We start from the raw sequence: 17,475 nt of genomic DNA on the forward strand, positions 1-17,475 counted from the left end.
TTTGGCAGGGTACGGGGCGAACGTCACAAGCGGCGGAATGTTCCGGCGAAACACGGGGCCGCGCGCTCGGCGTGATCTCGTGGTTGCGAACCGATCGGCAAGTCTTGCGTTATTGCGGCAAGCAAACCCGGAGATCAGTCATGCTCGGAACAATTCTTCTGATCATTCTCGTTCTATTGTTGATCGGCGCGCTTCCCAGTTGGCCCTATAGCGCCGCGTGGGGACCCGCTCCCGCCGGAATTCTCGGCACAATTCTCATCGTGGTCTTGATTCTGGTCCTGCTCGGCAGAATCTAGGCCGTTCGCGTCTTTTGCTGCTTGCCGCCGGCCGAACGCGCGAGCCACGCGCGCCAGCCGCCGAAGCCGGTGATGTCTTGGGCGCCTTGCGTCGCGTAAGCCTCGCAGAGAAAGCCCTTCACGCGGCTTTCATCGGCAAGCGTCAGCGTGCCGATGCCGAGCGGCGGAGGAATCGCGGCGACAAACGAGCCGAACGCGGTCTCGTCCATCTCCCAGACTTCGACCTCGATGCCGCCCGGGCCCTCGCCGTCGAAGACGAGCCCGGGCTTAGGCGGCGTGGCGCCAGCGAGCGCATAGAGGCGATAGCCGCCCGCCGTGCGCGTCGTCTCGACAAGTCTTGCCTTGCGCTCGAGCAGCTGGACGTTGAGCGGCTGGCCGGAAAGATGGGCCCCGACCACCGCAACCTTGACCGTCCTGCCCGAGGGAGCTTTGACGCTAACGGCAGGCGCAGCGGTCAGGGGAACGGAGGTCGCGCCAAGGCGCGCGCCGACAAGCAAACGATGCAACGCATCGCCAAGCGATGCCAGCATGCCGTCGGATAGAGCGGGGCCGATGAGCGTCACGCCGAAGGGAATGCCGTCAGACCTGAAGCCGGCCGGCACCGCCGTCGCCGCGAGATCCATGAGGTTGACGAAATTGGTGTAGGCGCCGAGCGCGGTGTTGAGGCGGATCGGATCGGCGAGCATCGCGGCGACGCTGTAGGTCGTGCCTGCGGTCGGCAGCAGGAGAACGTCCATCTTCGCCCATTCGGCTTTCGCCGCGCGGATCAGTTCGGCAAGCGCGTAAAAGGCTTCGAACGTGCCGGCCGCCGTCTTGCCGCGAGCGCCGAGAAGGATGCCGCGCACCACCTCGTGGATGGCGCCGGGATTGCGGTCCAGGAGCCCGCCGACCGCGGCAAGACGCTCGGCGACCCACGGGCCGCCATAGAGCATGGCGGCAGCTTCGGCGAAGGGGGTGAAGTCGATGGGAACGATCTCGGCGCCGAGCGAGGCGGCGCGCTCGATGGCGGCGCGATAGAGCCGCTCGTAGTTGGCGTCCCCGAAAAATGGAATCGTACCTTGCGGAATGCCGATCTTGAGCGCAGCCGGAACGGGTTCTACAGCGAAGGGCGGCGCGCCGGGACGGGCGAAGGCATCCTCGTCATCGCGGGCGATCGCGACTTCGGCCACCTTGGCGGCATCGGCCACAGTCAAGGCGAGGACCGATACCGTATCCTGTGTGCGGCAGGCGGGGACCACGCCGCGCATCGAGACGAGGCCTTTGGTCGGCTTCAGCCCGACGATGTTGTTGAAGGCAGCCGGGACACGGCCTGAGCCCGCGGTATCGGTGCCGAGCGCGAAGGACACAAGGCCTGCCGCCACAACCACGGCAGAGCCCGAGCTCGAACCGCCGGAGATATAGTCAGGATTAAACGGACTCCTCGGAATTCCGTAGGGAGTGCGTGTTCCGTTCAGGCCGGTGGCGAACTGATCGAGGTTGGTCTTGCCGATGAGAATCGCGCCCGCCTGCTCGAGGCGCTCGACCACCGTCGCCGACCGCTCGGCGACATAGGCGAAGGCAGGACAGGCGCAAGTGGTGGGGAGACCCGCGACATCGATGTTGTCCTTGACCGCGAAGGGGATGCCGTAGAGAGGCCCGCGCGGCGCCTTTCGCGCCTTCGCCATCGCCACGGACTCCTCGACGAGGGTGATCCACTCGGGACGCTCGGCCCTCGCCCTGATGCGCGCGTAGACCTCGCGGACGATCGATTCCGGCGCCGCCTCGCCCGAGCCGTAGAGGCGCGCGAGATTGGCGATGTCGAGCGAGAGGGTCACGGCCTACTCGGCCATGATGATGAGCGCCTGGCCGAGCTCGACCGCCCTTCCCTCGGCGCAGCGAACCTCGCGCACGAGCCCGCTCGACGGCGCGCAGACGGCGATCTCCATCTTCATCGATTCGACGATGATGAGGGTATCGCCTTCGCTGACTGCGTGGCCAGGCTCGACGAGGATCTTCCACACGCTGCCGGGGACCGGGCTTTCGATCGCGGTCGCCCCGTCGGGCACGAGGCTGAAGCCGTTCGCCTCCTCGATCACTGCGGCGGCAGGGCTCGTGCTCGCGCCCTCCTCGCGCCAGCGGGCGCGCTCGGCCTCGAAGGCCGCTTGCTGGCGGCTCTTGAAGGCTCGGATGCTCGCCGCGTTCTCGTCGAGGAAGGCGAGGTAATCCTTGAGGCGAAAGGTTCCCGGCGTGGTCGCGATATGGGCCTTGCCTTGCAGGAAGGCGTCGCGGAACGCGAGCAGCTCGTCGCCCGAGACGGGATAAAACTTGATGCGGTCGAAGAAGCGCAGGAGCCACGGCTTGCCCGGCTCGAAGGCTTCGGTCGCGCGGTAGGTGTTCCACATCTGGCACGTGCGCCCGAACAGCTGATAGCCGCCGGGCCCTTCCATGCCGTAGATGCAAAGATAGGCGCCGCCGATGCCGACGACGTTGTCGGGGGTCCAGGTGCGAGCCGGATTGTATTTCGTGGTGACGAGGCGATGGCGCGGATCGATGGGGGTTGCGACCGGGGCGCCGAGATAGACATCGCCCAGCCCGAGCACGAGATAGGTCGCCTCGAAGACGATGCGGTTCACCTCATCGATCGAATCCAAGCCATTGATACGGCGAATGAACTCGATGTTCGAGGGGCACCAGGGGGCATCCGCGCGCGCCCCCTTCATATATTTGTCGATGGTCGCCTGAACGGCCGGATCGTTCCACGACAGCGGCAGATGCACGATGCGCGAGGAGACCTCCATGTCGGAGACGTCGCCGAGCTCGTCCTCGATGAGAAGGAGCTGCTCGATCAGATCGTCGAGCGCAAGCTTGCGGGGATCGTAGTGGATCTGGAGCGAGCGGATGCCGGGCGTCTGGTCGACGATCCCCGGGAGCCGCCCATAAGCGACGGCCTTCTCGACCGCCTGCATCAGCGCGTGCACCCGGAAGCGCAAGGCCAGGTCGAGGACGATCGGTCCATACTCGAGCAGGAGATAGGAATCACCGGCGCGGCGATAGGCGATGGCAGGGCGCGCGGCCGTCGCCTCGCGCCGGGCCACGATGCAGTCGTCGATGCCGTTCCGCCAGTGTAGCGGCCGGACCGGGAGCGAGGCGGCGGGCTCAAGTTTAGCGATCGCGGCGTCCTGTTCGGCAAGTTTTCGCGCGGCCTCGTCGGGCGAAAGCCGCTTGAAGCGGACTTTGTCGCCCGGCCTGAGCTGACCCATCTTCCACAGCTCGGCCTTGACGATGGTGGCGGGGCAGACGAAGCCGCCGAGCGAGGGGCCGTCGGGCCCGAGGATCACCGGCATGTCGCCGGTGAAATTGACGGTGCCGACGGCGTAGGCGTTGTCGTGGATGTTGCTCGGGTGCAGACCCGCCTCGCCGCCGTCCTCGCGCGCAAAGACGGGCTTCGGCCCGATCAGGCGAATGCCGGTCGGGTTGGAGTTGTAGTGAACCTCCCAATCCGCGGCGAGGAACGTCGCGATATAGCCGGGCGCGAAGAAATCGGGCGCGCCGTGCGGGCCATAAAGCACGCCGATCTCCCAGTCATGGGTAAGGCGCGGCTTGAGCTTCGGATCGAGCGGGGTCATGCCGCCGTTGCCGCACGCCTTCCCGACATGCAGCACGTCGCCCGCGCGGAGCGTCCGCCCGCCGTGGCCGCCGAACTTGCCGAGGGTGAAGGTCGAGCGGCTGCCGAGATAGGGCGGCACGTCGATGCCGCCCGTGACGGCGATATAGGCGCGCACGCCCGGGCCGGTGACGTTGCCGAGTTTCAGCACCTGTCCGGCCTTGACAGGAAGCGGCTGCCAATAGGCGACCGGCTCGCCGTCGAGCGTCGCGGCAAGCTCAGCCCCGGCAAGACAGATGACGGTATCGGTGTTGAACTTGAGCGTCGGTCCCGACAGCGTGGTCTCGATGCCGGCGGCGCCTTCCTCGTTGTTGAGGAGCCGGTTGGCGAGGCGGAAGGAGAGATCGTCCATCGGACCAGAGGGCGGAACGCCGATCGCCCAATAGCCGAGCCGGCCCGGCCAGTCCTGGATCGTCGTCTGCGTGCCCGGCGCAAGAACCTCAATGGTGTTCGGGCGATAGACGACGTCCTGCAACGTCCGGGTGAGCATCTCGCCCCGCGCGAGAATATCGAGGCGCGACAGCTGGCGGAGATAATCGAGATTGGTCTCGAGTCCGCCGATTTCCGTCGCGTCCAGGGCCGCTTGCAGCTTGCTCAAGGCTTCGGCGCGGGTTCCGCCGCTCACGATGATCTTGGCAAGCATGGGATCGTAGAACGGCGAAACCTCCGAGCCGCTCTCGACCCACGTCTCGACGCGCGCGCCCTCGGGCCAGGCCACATGGGTGAGGAGGCCTGAGCTCGGGCGGAAGTCGCGGCCCGGGTCCTCGGCATAGAGCCGCACCTCGATCGAGGCGCCTTTCGGCCTGATGCTCCTTTGGTCGAGCGGGGCCATGTCGCCAGCCGCCTGCCGCACCATCCATTCGACGAGGTCAATGCCGCAGACCTCTTCGGTCACCCCGTGCTCGACCTGGAGGCGAGTGTTGACCTCGAGGAAGTAGAACTCTCCGGTCGCGGAATCGTAGAGATACTCGACCGTGCCGGCGCTCGCGTAATCGACCAAGCGGCACAGGCGGCAGGCGGTTTCCCACAGCGCGGCGCGCGTTTCCTCGGGAAGGTTCGGCGCAGGTGTCTCCTCGATGACCTTCTGATTGCGCCGCTGCGCCGAGCAGTCGCGCTCGCCGAGCGCGATCACGTTGCCCGCACCGTCGCCGAAGATCTGCACCTCGACGTGGCGGCCACGCTCGACATATTTCTCGAGGAAGAGCCCGGCATCCTTGAAATTGTTGCGCGCGAGCCGCTCGACGCGCTCGACCATGGGGGCAAGGTCGTCGGGGGTGGCGGCGAGCTGAAGCCCGATCCCCCCTCCTCCGGCCGTGCTCTTGATCATCACCGGATAGCCGACGCGCGCAGCCTCGGCTTCGGCATGGGCGAGGTCGCGGATCAGCCCCGATCCCGGCGCGAGCGGAACGCCGGCCTGAAGGGCAAGCTCGCGCGCTCTGTGCTTCAACCCGAAGGCGCGCATGTGCTCTGGCCGCGGGCCGATGAACACGAGGCCCGATCGCGCGCAGACCTCGGCGAACTCCGGGTTCTCCGACAGGAAACCGTAACCCGGATGGATCGCCTCGGCGCCGGTCTTCAGCGCGGCAGCGATGATGGCGTCGATCCTGAGATAGCTTTCGGCGGCGGGCGACGGGCCGATGGCGACAGCCTCCCCTGCCCTTGCGACATGCATCGAGTGCCGGTCGGCCTCCGAATAGACGGCGACGCTCGCAATGCCCATGTGGTCGAGCGTGCGGATGATGCGGCAAGCGATGGCGCCACGATTGGCGATGAGCACCTTGCGGAACATGTCAGCTCGCCGCGCTCCAGATCACGACCTCTATCGGCGTCGGGTTGTAGGCGTTACAGGGATTGTTGAGTTGCGGGCAGTTGGAGATGAGGACGATCACGTTCATTTCGGCGACCATCTCGACATATTTGCCGGGCGCCGAGACGCCGTCGGCGAACTCCAACCTCCCGTCGGGCGTCACCGGCACGTTCATGAAGAAATTGATGTTGTGGGCGATATCGCGCTTGGAGAGGCCGTAATGGTCGTTCTCGGCGACGGCGAGCAGGAAGCTGTCGCGGCAGGCATGCATTGTCTTCTTCTCGAGCGCGTAGCGCACGGTGTTGCTTTCGGTCGAGCAGGCGCCGCCGAGCGTATCGTGACGGCCGCAGGTATCGGCGGTGATGGAGAGCAGCGGGCGGCAAAGGTCGGACATCAGCACGGTGCCGGCGCCGAGATAGATGTTGCGCTGCTCGCGGATCGTATCCGACGCCGAGTAGTGCTCGGCCGGGTCGTCGGCGTTGTAGAACAGCGTATCGACCGCCTGGTTGCCTTCGAGATCGACGATGCGGAAGGTCTCGCCCTTGCGCACGACGCCGATCCAATAGGTTCCGGCCGGCACGACCTTGCGGTAACGGGCGGCCGCCGGATCAAGCGGGCTCTCGACGGTCATCGATGCCCTCCCGCGCAGCAGCCGGCCTGGTAGATGCGGTTGTTCTCGAAGCCGCGCAGGTTTTCCGGCGCCGACAAGCGGTTCGGATCGTCCTTGGCGGCGGGCGGTCCCTCAAGGATCTCGTAGCGCACAGGCTTGCGCGGATAGGAGGGCGAGGCGTTCAGCGGGTGCGGGCAGGTATGGAGCAGGACGAGGGTGTCCATCTCGAATCTAAGCTCGACCGAGGCGCCTGCCTTAGCTGCGCTCTGATCAAGCGAGAGAGTGCCGTCATCTGCCACGACGACCTTGCTGAACCAATTCACGTTGGCCGGGAGATCGCGCCGTCCGAGCCCGTATTTGGCGGCTTCCACCAGGAAGCTGTCATGGCCGTTCTGCTGCCAGTCGTTGCGGTTCGCCTGGTAGCTCGTCTCGCCCCATTTCCTTGCCGTCGAGGCCTTGGTCGTATTGCCGCACACGGTGTCGTGCCAGCCGAAGCTGTCGGCGACGATCGAGCAGACGATGCGCCCCATATCGGAATAGAGGCAGTGGCCGGAGGTAAGCTTGAACGTGTGCTGGCATTTCAGCGTGTCGGGCGCGTTGTAGCGCTCGAGCAGATTGAGCGGATTGAAGAACAGCATGCCGACATTGGCGCCACCTTCGAGGTCGGTGAGTTTGAGGCGGTTGTTGAGCCACATCACCAGCGACCAATGCTTCCCTGCGGGCAGCGTGTCCGACGAAATCAACGTCGTCATTCGGCGTCTCCGTGCCGCGAGACGGTCGCCGTTCGTCCCTCGCCTCCGGTCATGACACCCTCTCTCGCGCGAGCCTGGGTTTGTCGATGAAGGGGTGAACCTGCGGGATGAGCGCCGCGACCAAATGGATGCGTCCGGAGATGACGCCCCGCTGCGCTGTCATCTCGTCGGCGATCATCTGCAACGTGCGCGCCGGTCCCTGCACGAGGACCACCTCCATGGTCTTGTTGTCCATGAGGTGCACGTGCAGCGAGCTGATGACTTCGTCGATGTAGCGGACCTGGAGGTCGGCCAACTGCTTCTGCAGGCCGCGCACCGCGTTGTTGTAGAACAGCGCGATAATGCCCACCATGACGTCGTCGCCGACGTCGTTGCAGTGCTCGGTGAGAGCATTGTGCAACATCTCGTTGACAGCCTGCGAACGGCTGTCGAAGCCGCGCTCTTTCACCATGCGGTCGAGATCGCGCAGCAGGTTCTCCGGCAGCGAGATCGAGATGCGGCTGACAGGCCGGTTGCGCCCTTGCGCTGACACGCTCATGCGCGGCTCCCACAGGCTGACGTCATCGGCGTTTTCACTCCACGTTGTCGGTCACTTCGGTCAGCCGCGGCATGACGGGATAGGAATCGGCGTCTTCGTCCTCGCCGGCGTGCGGCGCGTGCTGATGGATGAGCTCCTCGAGCCTCGCCTTGGTGGCGATGAACTCGGGCGAAATTAACTGAGCGGTGCTGCGCGGGCGTGGCACCGGCACCTCGATCAGCTCCTGCACCTGGCCGGGATGGGCCGAAAGCACGAGGATGCGGTCGGCGAGAAAAATCGCCTCGTCGAGGTCGTGGGTGATGAACACGATGGTGATGTCGATCTTGCGCCAGATCTCGAGCAGGTGAACCTGCATGCGGCAGCGCGTCTGGGCGTCGAGCGCGCCGAACGGCTCATCCATGAGCAGGATGCGCGGCTGGTTGGCGAGCGCGCGGACGATGGCGACGCGCTGCTTCATGCCGCCCGACAATTGGTGGGGATAGCAGTCGGCGAACTTTTCGAGGCCGACGAGCTGAAGCCATTGCAGGGCCTCGCGCTCGGCGACTTCCCTGCCGTAGCCGTTGACCTCGGGGCCGAACATCACGTTCTTCTTGACCGTGAGCCACGGGAACAGGGTGTAGCTCTGGAACACCATGCCGCGATCGCTGCCGGGCCCGGCGACGGGCTTGCCTTCGAGCAGCACTTCGCCCGCGCTCGGCTCTTCGAGACCGGCGAGAATGCGCACCAGAGTGGACTTGCCGCAGCCGGACTGACCGACGATGCACAGGAACTCGCGGCGGTGGGTCGAGAAGTTGATGTCCTTGAGCGCAAGGGTGGATCCTTCGCTTGTGACGAAGGTCTTGGACAGATCCTTCACCCGGAGGATGACATCGCGCGCCTTGAGCCGGGCGAAGCGCTCCCGCACCGCTTGGGACTGATCGAGGTAGGACGGCAAGGAGCGCGGGACGACGAGCTGGTTCATGCCCCTCCCCTCACGCCGTCTTGGCCAGGGACCGGTCCCACGGGAACAGCTTGCGCCCCAGGAGCGCGAGCAGCATGTCGGTGCCTAGGCCAATGATGCCGATGATGATGATGGCGGCGTAGACGTTGTCGAAATGCTGGTAGCGCGCCTGCTGGGTGATGAACCAGGTGATGCCGGACATCGTGCCGATCAGCTCGGCGACGATCAGATAGGTCCAGGCCCAGCCGAGAAGGATGCGCTGGTCGCGGTAAAGGTCGGGCAGGATGCCGGGAATGACCACGCGCGAGAGCAACTTGCGTGCATCCTTGGCGCCGAGCGTAAGCGCCGCTTCGACCAGGCCGATATCGAGCTTGCGCGTGGTGTTGGCGATGATCAGAACCTGCTGGAACAGGGTGCCGATGACGATAATGGTGATCTTGGGCCCGTCATAGATGCCGAGAATGGCGACAGCGAGCGCGCCGAAGGCGGGCGCCGGCAGATAGCGGAAGAACTCGATGAACGGCTCGTTGAGGCGCGCGAACGCGGCGTAGGTGCCGCACAGAATGCCGAGAGGCACGCCGATCGCCGAGGAAATGAGGAAGCCCCAGAAGATGATCTGAATGGAATGCCAAAGGCTCTGATGCAGCCAGTTGCCGTCCTGCGAGGCGGGAGGCGTGGTGAAAGAGGTATAGAGAGCGCGCGCGACCTCATGGGGAGCCGGCAGATAGATGGGATTGGCAGGCACGCCTTCGGGCGGCTTGCGGTTCTGCGCAAGCGCGTCGGCGACCTCGCTCGCGAAGGCATCCTTGGCCATGCGCATGCCGATTTGGAGATAGTCGACCGAGCCGGGATCGGTGATGCGCACCTGCGGATGCCAGATCCAGGGCACATAGCTGACCAGAGCCCAGATCAAAAGCGGCACGACGAAGGACAGGCAGCCGACGACGAGATTGGCGCGCGGCGAGATTGGCCTCAGCACCTGAAACCATTTCTTGGGCTGAAGCGTCATCGTCGCCGGCGCCCGCGGAATCCGGCTAAGGCGCCGCCGAGGCCATCGGCTTCACGGCCTCGACCAAGGATGGGTCGATATAGCCGTCGACGTCCTGGTGCTCCTTGTACACGCCGTTCGCGACGTTGAAGTCGTCGGAGACCTTGCTCGAGCCGTACATCGAATCGAGGCCAGAACCCTTCTCGAAGACTTTCTTGTTCTCGGCAAGCGTGAGCAGGCGAGTCCCCTTGAGCAGGGGCTTGAACTCCTCGGGCGTAAGCCCGTCGCGCTGACCCATGATCTTGATGGCCTCGTCCTGGGTGGCGGGATCGTTGACGTATTTGACCACGCGGTCCCAGACCGAAATGACCTTCATCCAGTCGTCCTTGCGCGCCGCGAGGCTTGCCGGCGACACGGAAAGCACATCGTAGATGAGACCCGGCGCCTCGGCGGAGGTGAAGATCGGCTTTGAGCCGGGAAGCGCCTTCTGGGCGAGATAGGCGCTCGGCGGCCACGCCGCGATGGCGTCGACCTGACCGGAAGCCAGAACCTGCGGCGTGTCGTTGGTCTTGGTGTTGACGAGATCGACGTCCTTCTCGGTCATCTTGTTCAGTTCGAGCGCCTTGAGAATGAGCAGATGATCGACGAGGCCGATCTCGACGCCGATCTTTTTGCCCTTGAGCTCGGGAACGGTCTTGATGCCGGGTTTGGCCACGATCTGGTCGTTGCCGTTCGAATAGTCGGTGGCCAGGATCATGATCCCTTTGGCGCCGCCGGCGCCGGTCACCAGGGTGTCGCCGTTGGTCATCAAATCCGCGTCGAGCTTCCCGGCGGCAAAGGCTTCCATCGAGGCCGAGTAGTCGAACCACTGGAAGTTCACGTCGACCCCGGCTTCCTTGAACCAGCCCTTGTCGATGGCGATCTGCCAGACGACCCAGCCCGGCCAGTCGCTGTAGCCGATGGTCAGCGGCTCGGCCGAAGCCGGCCGCGCGACAAAGGCGGCAAGCGTCACGGCAAGAGCGAAGAGCGAAGATCTGATCAGCGTGCGGCGCATCAAGGTCTCCCGTTATTACGAACGACGAAAAGCGTAATACTGCTCTGCAAGCGATGTGCCGGAGCGGGAGCCGACTGAAAGGAAAAGAGAATCGTTTCGCGGCAGGCGCGCCCGCCAAACGCGTTGCCTGCGATGCGGGCGGCCGTGACGCGCGCCCGCCTAAATTTCAGTCAAATTCGGTCGGCGAGCGATGCGGCCTTGCGCTAGCCGGAGCTGAGCGCCGCCTCTTTCGGCCTTGCGGAAAGGCCTTTGCGCTCGATGTGGCGGAAGAAGGCGCCGGTATCGAGACCGCCGCCGGTCGCCTTCTCGATGATCTCTTCGGTCGAGAAGCGCTGACCCAGACGATGAATGTTGGCGCGCAGCCACGACAGGAGGCCGCCGAACTCGCCGCGTCCGATCTCGTCGTCGAGAGGGTGATTGCGCGCATAGGTCTCGGCGAGCTGCGCGGCGTACAGGCTGCCCAGCGTATAGGTCGGGAAATAGCCGAACATGCCGAGCGACCAGTGCACGTCTTGCAGCACCCCTTCGCGAGCGGACTGCGGACGGACGCCGATCAGCGATGCGCTGCGCTCGTTCCACGCCGCCGGCAGATCGGCGATGCCGAGAGAACCGGAAATCAGCGCCACTTCGAGCTCGTATCTGAGCACGATGTGCAGATGATAGGAGATTTCGTCGGCCGCCACCCGGATCAGCCCGGGCCGCACGACATTAACATCGCGGTAGAAGCTTTCCGGGTTAAGCCCCCTCGTCGCATCGGGAAAGAGTTTCTGCAACCTCGGGAAGACGTGTTCCCAGAAGGCGTGGCTGCGGCCGACATGGTTCTCCCAGAGCCGCGCCTGCGCTTCCTGGAGGCCCATGCTCGGCGCCTCGGCAAGGAGCGTATCGCGATCGGCGGGATCGAAGCCTTGATCGTAGAGGCCGTGCCCGCCCTCATGCAGCGCGGCCAGCACCGCCGACGGAAGGTCGGTTTCGTCGACGCGGATGGTGAGGCGCACGTCGTTTGCGCCGGCGTAGAGGGTAAAGGGATGGGTCGAGCGGTCGAGGCGCCCGCGCTCGAAAGCGAAGCCCATGGCGGCGAGGAGGTTGCGGCACAGCTCCCATTGGCCGGGCTCGGCGAAGCGATGGGCGCCGCGTAGGCGCCCCGCACGCGGGTCGGCCGCGCGCACCAGAGGCACCAGGGCTTCCCGCACCTCGTCGAGCACGGGATCGAGACGCGAGCGGTTCATGCCGGGCTCGTGCTCGTCGAGCAAGGCATCGTAAGGCTCAGACCCGCCGGAGAGGGCATTGGCCCGCTCGCGCAGAAGCGCAAGCAGCCGGTCGAAGGCCGGCGCGAAGACGGCATAGTCGTCCTTCTTGCGCGCCTCCTCCCAGGCGCCGAGCGACTGCGATTTGGCGTTGGCGAAGTGGCGTACCAAGTCCTCGGGCAGAGCGAGTGCGTGACGCCGCAATCGGCGCAGCAGGTAGAGTTCGCGGGCGAGCTTCTCGTTGCCGTCAGCCTGCGCCGCAACGTCCTCGACCAGATCGCCGAGACGATCGGATACGAGCAGCGCGTGGCGGATGCCTTCGAGCGTGGCGAGTTGCTCTCCCCGCTCGCCGCGCGCTCCGGACGGCAGCATCGTCTCCTCGTCCCAATCGAGCAGGGCGATGGTGTGGTCGAGATGCTTCAGCTCGGAAATCTGCGCGCGGAGCGACTGCTCCAAGGCTTCGGAGCGGCTCACCGGGCGCTTCGGGATGCGAAGCTCGGTCGGCGCCTCGGCCTCGAGCACCGCAGCAAGGCCGCCACGCTGCGCGACGTTGACCACCTGCTTCTGCGACACGCGGCACATGGTGCCGAGACCGTTCTCGGTCGCGGCAAAGCCCATCACCGCATAGAATGGCTCGCCGAAAATGCGGCGATCCGGCCCGACCACAGGAAACTCATGCACCGGAAGCCGCGTCGCACTCTGCACTACCCACGACTGCTCGGGATCATCGGCGAGTACGACCGCCTTCTCGATGGCCTCTTCCCAGGCCCCTTGCTCGGTCGCGGGGCCGATCATGACGCCGGTTCCGCCATAAGCGCGGTTCGGCTTGAGCACGAGCAGCTCGCGGTTCTTGCGCACGTGCTCAAGCAGGTCCCCTTCCCTGTCGTCGGGCAAAGTCGTGCGGCGATCGCCCACCACGCGGGTCCACAACACGTGGCGGCGGAACAGCCTGCGGTCATCGGCGCTGAAATAGCGCTCGCCGATCACCGGGTCGCTCAAGATCTCGAAACAACTCTTATGGTCGAAGTCGCCGACGATCGAGGACACGACCCGGTTCTGCCGGAACAGGAGGCGCATGGCGTCGAGCGGACGCCCGATTTCCTTTTCCAGTGCGATGAGTTCGCGCAGCTCGTAATCGCGATAGGCCACGTCGATGCGCACGTCCTCGTAGTAAACTTCGTCGCCTTCGGCGCGCAATTCGCGCGGATCCGCGTGAGCGATGGTGAGGTTGTGCCGGCGCGAGAGGTAGTCGCTCAGCACCGACTGCTCGTTGGGGCCGTCATGGACGTATTTGGCCTCGACGAAACAGAGCTGGCACGACTCGCGTCCGATGGTGCGGGCATGGTCGATCAACACCTGGATGAACAGGTCGCGCTGATCCCGCGGCATTTCGACGACAAGTCCCGGATCGTGGCCGAGCAGGGTCGGCATGATGTCGCGCATGACGAGCTGCTCGGCGACCGGCGCAAAGTGGATGCCGCCGACGCTCGACAGGTTGGGCTCCATGAAATGGAGCGAGTCCTGCCAGCCCGCGCCGGTGAAATCGCACACCGCGTCGAGGCGGCCGTAGATGGAATTGAAACGGCTGTGGGCCTCCGTCCAGCTGTCGCGGAACCAGCGCTCCTCGTCGGGCGTGATGGCCAGGATCTTCCTGATGCGCTCGTCGGCGAGATAGAGATCGGGGACCCGCTTGAGCGCCTCGATCAGCTGAAGGCAGACGTGGTGGACGTAGCTCAACTGCTCCTGCATCACGAGCAGCGGACGGAGCATGAGGCGGATAGGTTCCTCGACGCCCTCGTGCTCGTAGACCATCAGGTTCGCCCGCGCGTCGGCGCGAAGGCGCTCGTCGATGCGCGCGAAGGCCGCATCGGTCACATGGTTTGCGGCGCGTCTGATGCGCGCTTCGAGCGTTGCGCCGGAGAGGCCGAGTGCTTCGGCAGGACTGAGGATTGGCCGCATGATTTCGAGCACCGGTGGGACGTGACCGCGAAGGCGGGGTCACTCTAAGCGAAGACTTATAACGATGCGTATCCCGAAGATCGACCGGCTTCAGGAGCCGTCGAAGGCAATCGGCAGCTCGACGGCGCCGGTATTGCCGCTGTCGGGCAGCCAGATGGGCTCGCCGTCGTAACGCGGACTAAGCAAACGGCGCGGGAGCACCTTCAGGGCCTCGGTCATGTCGGCGCGGGCGATGACATGGCCGAGGCAATGGTGCACCCCGCCGCCGAAGCCGAAATGCGGCTTGCGCTCGGCGGTAATGTCGAAGCCCGGCGGAAAGACGCGCGGGTCGGTGCCCGCCGATTCGGAGAAGAGGTGAATCGTGGTGCCGCGTGCGATGTGAAGGTCGCGATACGCGAAATTCTCGGTCGCCTCGCGCGTGATCCACGTCACCGTCGGACGGACGCGCATCACTTCCTCGACTGCGCTCCTGGCGAGTTCGGGCCTGGCGGCGAGAAGCCGCCATTGCTCAGGATGCTCGATGAACATGCTCATGGCGAGCCCGAGCTGATTGCGCGTCGTGTCGATGCCGCCGAAGATGGCGAGCACGACCATGTCGTAGAGCTCCTGATCGCCGAGCGTGTCTTTGTCCTCGTTGGCTTGGAGCAGCTTAGAGAGGAAATCGTCGCCCGGCGGGCGCGTTTGCCGTTCCTCGATCACGCGGTGGGCAAAGTCGAACAAGGAGGCGGTGCCTGCGTCGATCTTGGCAACGTCCTGCTTGAAGGTCACGCCGAGGGCGAGCCCCATATCGGCGACATTGTCGGCAAGGGTGCGCCATTCGCTGTGGTCGAGGCCGAGCAGAAGACAGATGACGCGGGTGGCATAGGGCTCGGCGAATTCGGCCACGAAATCGCAGCGGCCGCTCGCGGCGAACGCATCGACGATCTCGTCGGCGAGCTCGGCGAAGCGGGGCTGAAGCGGGACGACGAGCTTGGGCGAGAAGGCGGGGCTCGCGAGCCGCCTGAGCCGTGCATGGTCCTCCCCCGTCCGGTTGAGCACGATGCGCAGCCACCAATCGGCAAAGAGCCCGGTCACGTCGTTATGGGCAGGCCAAGCATGGCTCCCCTGGCGGAGGCGCGGATCGCGCAGCAATTTGCCGACGTCGTCATAGCGCAACACGGCGATCCCGTAGGGCGTGTGTGCATACCAGCTCCGCTCGCGCGCCTCGCGCACCTGCTGCGAGCGGATCGAAAAGGCGGGATCGGAGAGCTCGAGAAAGGGGATATCGACGGCGTCCACCAGGCTCATTGGCGTCCTCCGCGCCGGCGGGACGCTGGTCTTAGGCAAGGGACTCCGGCCACGGTGAGGGTGAACCCGTGGCCGGAGCCCTAGCCGTTTGCGGTTCGCGCGCCTAGCTCGTGGCCCACCAGTGCGTGACCAGCACGATCACGACGCCCGCGGCGAGCGCCAGATAAGGAAGCATTCCAGCACGCTTCTCGACGCGCTCTTCCTTTCCGAGATGCATGTCCTCAACCATGTCCTTGGGGAACACGCCCTTATCCTGGATGTAGTGGCGGAACAGGAACACAGGAATGATCAGGGCCGCGAAGATGAGCCCGGTCCACAGCGTGTGAGCCCCCCACACATCGGCGCCGGCGCCCATGAGCGCGGCGTTGACATAGGCAAGCACGCCGCCGATCGCGAGCAGAATCGTGGGCGCCTTGTAGGGCCGCTCCCAGTTCGGCCGATCCATGCGATGGATCCAGCCGGCGTTGAGGTTGAGGAAGTTGAAGATGATGTAACCGACATTCGACGCTGCCAGGATGAACAGGTAGTCGGACATCATGAGCAGGATCAGGTTGAAGGTGAGATCGGTCCACATCGCGCGGGTGGGCGCGCCCTGCTCGTTGACGTGTGACAGATAGCGCGGCAGCCATCCGTCGACCGACGCCTGATAGAGCGTGCGCGAGGAACCCGCCATTGCCGTCATGATCGTCAGCATCAGGGCGAAGATCAGGAGGATGGCCACGATGGTTTCGATGACGGGCCCTCCACCGATCATGTTCGCCATCGCCTTGCCGACGCCCATGCCGCTATAGATGTCGGGGGCGAGCATTCCCGACAGGCCAAGAGCACCCTGGAAGGACAGCGGCACAAGAATGAAGACGGCGAGGCAGACAAGCCCGGAATAGAAGATGGCCTTGAACGTGTCCTGCTTGGGATTCTTGAATTCGCGCGTGTAGCAGACCGCCGTCTCGAAGCCGTAGGTCGACCAGGCGGCGATGAACAGGCCGCCCAAGAAGAGGATCCAGCCGGCCTTGTCCCAAGCGCCGTCGATGGGATTGCCGGCGGCATCGTGGCCGAGCGGAACGAGGGGAAGGAAATTCTCACGCGGGAGATCGCCGGTGACCAATGGCACGATGCCGATCAGCATCAGGGGAAGCATCGCCGCCACGCCCATGATCATGGTCGCGCGCGCCGAGCGCAGGATGCCGCCGTGCTGAATGGCAAAGCACGCCAGCATCAACACGAGACCGATGAGGAAGGTCGCATTGATGCGAAGCGTCAGCCCTTCCTTCACCGCGCCGAGATCGAGCAAGGTGAGCTGCCAGGTGTTGATGGTGGCATCGGGCGCGAAGAAGAGGCTGAGAATATAGCCCGCGCCGAGACCGGAGCCGATCGCGAGCACAGGCGACCAGGCGAACCAGTTGCACCAAACCGAGGTCGGGGCGATGAACTTCGCGTAACGGACCCAAGCGACGGCGCCATAAACCGAGGCTCCGCCCGACTTGCCCGGGAAGAGACCCGCGATTTCCGCGTAGGTGAAGGACTGGATGAAACCGAAGATGATGGAAATCGTCCAAACCAACCAGGACGCCTTGCCCACCGTGGCGGCGATGCCGCCGATTGAGAAAAGCACGAGCGCCGGAACGCCGCTCGCAACCCAAAACGCGCCCGTCCAATCGATCTTGCGGTGTAGGCTTAACCCTGCGCCTTCTACGCTCTCAGCTGTTATTGCGGTGCTCATTGCCACCCCCAGGCTTCACGAATGACGACACATCATGCCTAACGCCAAACACAGCGATGCAGACATGAGATGCGCAGCCCTAGACCATGAGCCCAAAGTGGTCTTCCGCTAATGTGCCCAAAGTGGTCTCGTCACCGCGCTCCAATATTGCTTCGCCGTTGCACTTTTTCGGCGATGAAAGCTTAGACCGCTTGCTGACTTAGGACAATACCAATCCGCTTTACTTTGACAAAGTGGTCCAGCACTGGTCTAGAATGGCACCGCCAGACGGCGAATTGGTTTGGCCACGCCGTCGAGCAACGCCGACAACGAGCGTCCGGGACGAGCGAGGGAGTGAGGTCATGACAGTTCGTGTTGCCATTATCGGCGCGGGGCCGTGCGGCCTCGGCCAAATGCGTGCGTTCCAGCAGGCAAAGCTGAAGGGTGCGAGCATCCCCGAGATCGTCTGCTACGAGAAGCAGAGCGATTGGGGCGGGTTGTGGAACTACACTTGGCGCACGGGTCTCGACGAGAATGGCGAGCCGGTGCATTGCAGCATGTACCGGTATCTCTGGTCGAACGGGCCGAAGGAGTGTCTCGAGTTCGCCGACTACACCTTCGACCATCATTTCAAGCAGCCGATTCCTTCCTATCCGCC

At 64.7% G+C, this 17,475-nt stretch carries 12 protein-coding genes and 1 pseudogene; 2 read left to right on the forward strand and 11 right to left on the reverse strand.

Annotated elements, in window-relative coordinates; genetic code table 11:
* Positions 1-140 precede the first annotated feature (140 nt).
* The gene (locus tag VFB18_RS00450; RefSeq protein ID WP_324970308.1) at positions 141-296 is read left to right on the forward strand and encodes a DUF3309 family protein; all 156 of its coding nucleotides are present in this window, start codon (positions 141-143) and stop codon (positions 294-296) included.
* Here VFB18_RS00450 and atzF read toward each other — a convergent pair.
* The 11 genes from atzF to VFB18_RS00505 form a co-directional block, all read right to left on the reverse strand.
* On the reverse strand, positions 293-2,110 hold the full coding sequence (atzF, locus tag VFB18_RS00455) for an allophanate hydrolase (protein ID WP_324970309.1): 1,818 nt from the start codon (positions 2,108-2,110) through the stop codon (positions 293-295). The two genes, VFB18_RS00450 and atzF, sit on opposite strands and share 4 nt — an antisense overlap.
* A 3-nt stretch (positions 2,111-2,113) precedes the next feature.
* Positions 2,114-5,728, reverse strand: coding sequence for an urea carboxylase (gene uca / locus VFB18_RS00460; RefSeq protein ID WP_324970310.1), 3,615 nt, complete (start codon positions 5,726-5,728; stop codon positions 2,114-2,116).
* Position 5,729: 1 nt separating this feature from the next.
* Positions 5,730-6,377, reverse strand: a complete 648-nt coding sequence (locus VFB18_RS00465) for an urea amidolyase associated protein UAAP2 (protein ID WP_324970311.1) — start codon at positions 6,375-6,377, stop codon at positions 5,730-5,732.
* A complete protein-coding gene (locus VFB18_RS00470) occupies positions 6,374-7,108 on the reverse strand; it encodes an urea amidolyase associated protein UAAP1 (protein ID WP_324970312.1) in 735 nt (244 codons plus the stop codon). Before VFB18_RS00470 ends, VFB18_RS00465 begins: the two co-directional genes overlap by 4 nt.
* 49 nt (positions 7,109-7,157) lie before the next feature.
* Complete coding sequence (gene nikR / locus VFB18_RS00475; RefSeq protein WP_324970313.1) at positions 7,158-7,646, reverse strand: nickel-responsive transcriptional regulator NikR; 489 nt, start codon at positions 7,644-7,646, stop codon at positions 7,158-7,160.
* 34 nt (positions 7,647-7,680) lie between these two features.
* Positions 7,681-8,607 carry an ABC transporter ATP-binding protein gene (locus VFB18_RS00480; protein WP_324970314.1) on the reverse strand — a complete coding sequence of 309 codons (927 nt, stop codon included), beginning with the start codon at positions 8,605-8,607 and terminating at the stop codon, positions 7,681-7,683.
* A gap of 10 nt (positions 8,608-8,617) precedes the next feature.
* Positions 8,618-9,595 (reverse strand): ABC transporter permease, encoded by a 978-nt coding sequence (locus VFB18_RS00485; protein ID WP_324970315.1) that lies wholly within the window; start codon positions 9,593-9,595, stop codon positions 8,618-8,620.
* A gap of 25 nt (positions 9,596-9,620) precedes the next feature.
* Positions 9,621-10,628 (reverse strand): ABC transporter substrate-binding protein, encoded by a 1,008-nt coding sequence (locus tag VFB18_RS00490; RefSeq protein WP_324970316.1) that lies wholly within the window; start codon positions 10,626-10,628, stop codon positions 9,621-9,623.
* A 203-nt stretch (positions 10,629-10,831) separates the two neighbouring features.
* On the reverse strand, positions 10,832-13,831 hold the full coding sequence (locus VFB18_RS00495) for a hypothetical protein (protein WP_324970317.1): 3,000 nt from the start codon (positions 13,829-13,831) through the stop codon (positions 10,832-10,834).
* Between the two features lie 90 nt (positions 13,832-13,921).
* Positions 13,922-15,118 carry a cytochrome P450 gene (locus tag VFB18_RS00500; protein ID WP_324970318.1) on the reverse strand — a complete coding sequence of 399 codons (1,197 nt, stop codon included), beginning with the start codon at positions 15,116-15,118 and terminating at the stop codon, positions 13,922-13,924.
* A gap of 103 nt (positions 15,119-15,221) precedes the next feature.
* Positions 15,222-16,838 carry an APC family permease gene (locus VFB18_RS00505; protein ID WP_324970319.1) on the reverse strand — a complete coding sequence of 539 codons (1,617 nt, stop codon included), beginning with the start codon at positions 16,836-16,838 and terminating at the stop codon, positions 15,222-15,224.
* A gap of 341 nt (positions 16,839-17,179) precedes the next feature.
* On the opposite strand from VFB18_RS00505, the pseudogene VFB18_RS00510 reads away from it, so the two are divergent.
* A pseudogene (locus tag VFB18_RS00510) lies at positions 17,180-17,475 on the forward strand (NAD(P)/FAD-dependent oxidoreductase); the annotation flags it as partial.

It is taken from the genome of Methyloceanibacter sp. (genome assembly GCF_035650995.1).
Classification (GTDB): domain Bacteria; phylum Pseudomonadota; class Alphaproteobacteria; order Rhizobiales; family Methyloligellaceae; genus Methyloceanibacter.

Coding starts and splice junctions, on each gene's coding strand:
- VFB18_RS00450 (WP_324970308.1), top strand. CDS start 141: ATGCTCGGAACAATTCTTCTGATCATTCTCGTTCTATTGTTGATCGGC.
- uca (WP_324970310.1), bottom strand. CDS start 5,728: ATGTTCCGCAAGGTGCTCATCGCCAATCGTGGCGCCATCGCTTGCCGC.
- VFB18_RS00465 (WP_324970311.1), bottom strand. CDS start 6,377: ATGACCGTCGAGAGCCCGCTTGATCCGGCGGCCGCCCGTTACCGCAAG.
- VFB18_RS00470 (WP_324970312.1), bottom strand. CDS start 7,108: ATGACGACGTTGATTTCGTCGGACACGCTGCCCGCAGGGAAGCATTGG.
- nikR (WP_324970313.1), bottom strand. CDS start 7,646: ATGAGCGTGTCAGCGCAAGGGCGCAACCGGCCTGTCAGCCGCATCTCG.
- VFB18_RS00480 (WP_324970314.1), bottom strand. CDS start 8,607: ATGAACCAGCTCGTCGTCCCGCGCTCCTTGCCGTCCTACCTCGATCAG.
- VFB18_RS00485 (WP_324970315.1), bottom strand. CDS start 9,595: ATGACGCTTCAGCCCAAGAAATGGTTTCAGGTGCTGAGGCCAATCTCG.
- VFB18_RS00490 (WP_324970316.1), bottom strand. CDS start 10,628: ATGCGCCGCACGCTGATCAGATCTTCGCTCTTCGCTCTTGCCGTGACG.
- VFB18_RS00495 (WP_324970317.1), bottom strand. CDS start 13,831: ATGCGGCCAATCCTCAGTCCTGCCGAAGCACTCGGCCTCTCCGGCGCA.
- VFB18_RS00500 (WP_324970318.1), bottom strand. CDS start 15,118: ATGAGCCTGGTGGACGCCGTCGATATCCCCTTTCTCGAGCTCTCCGAT.
- VFB18_RS00505 (WP_324970319.1), bottom strand. CDS start 16,838: ATGAGCACCGCAATAACAGCTGAGAGCGTAGAAGGCGCAGGGTTAAGC.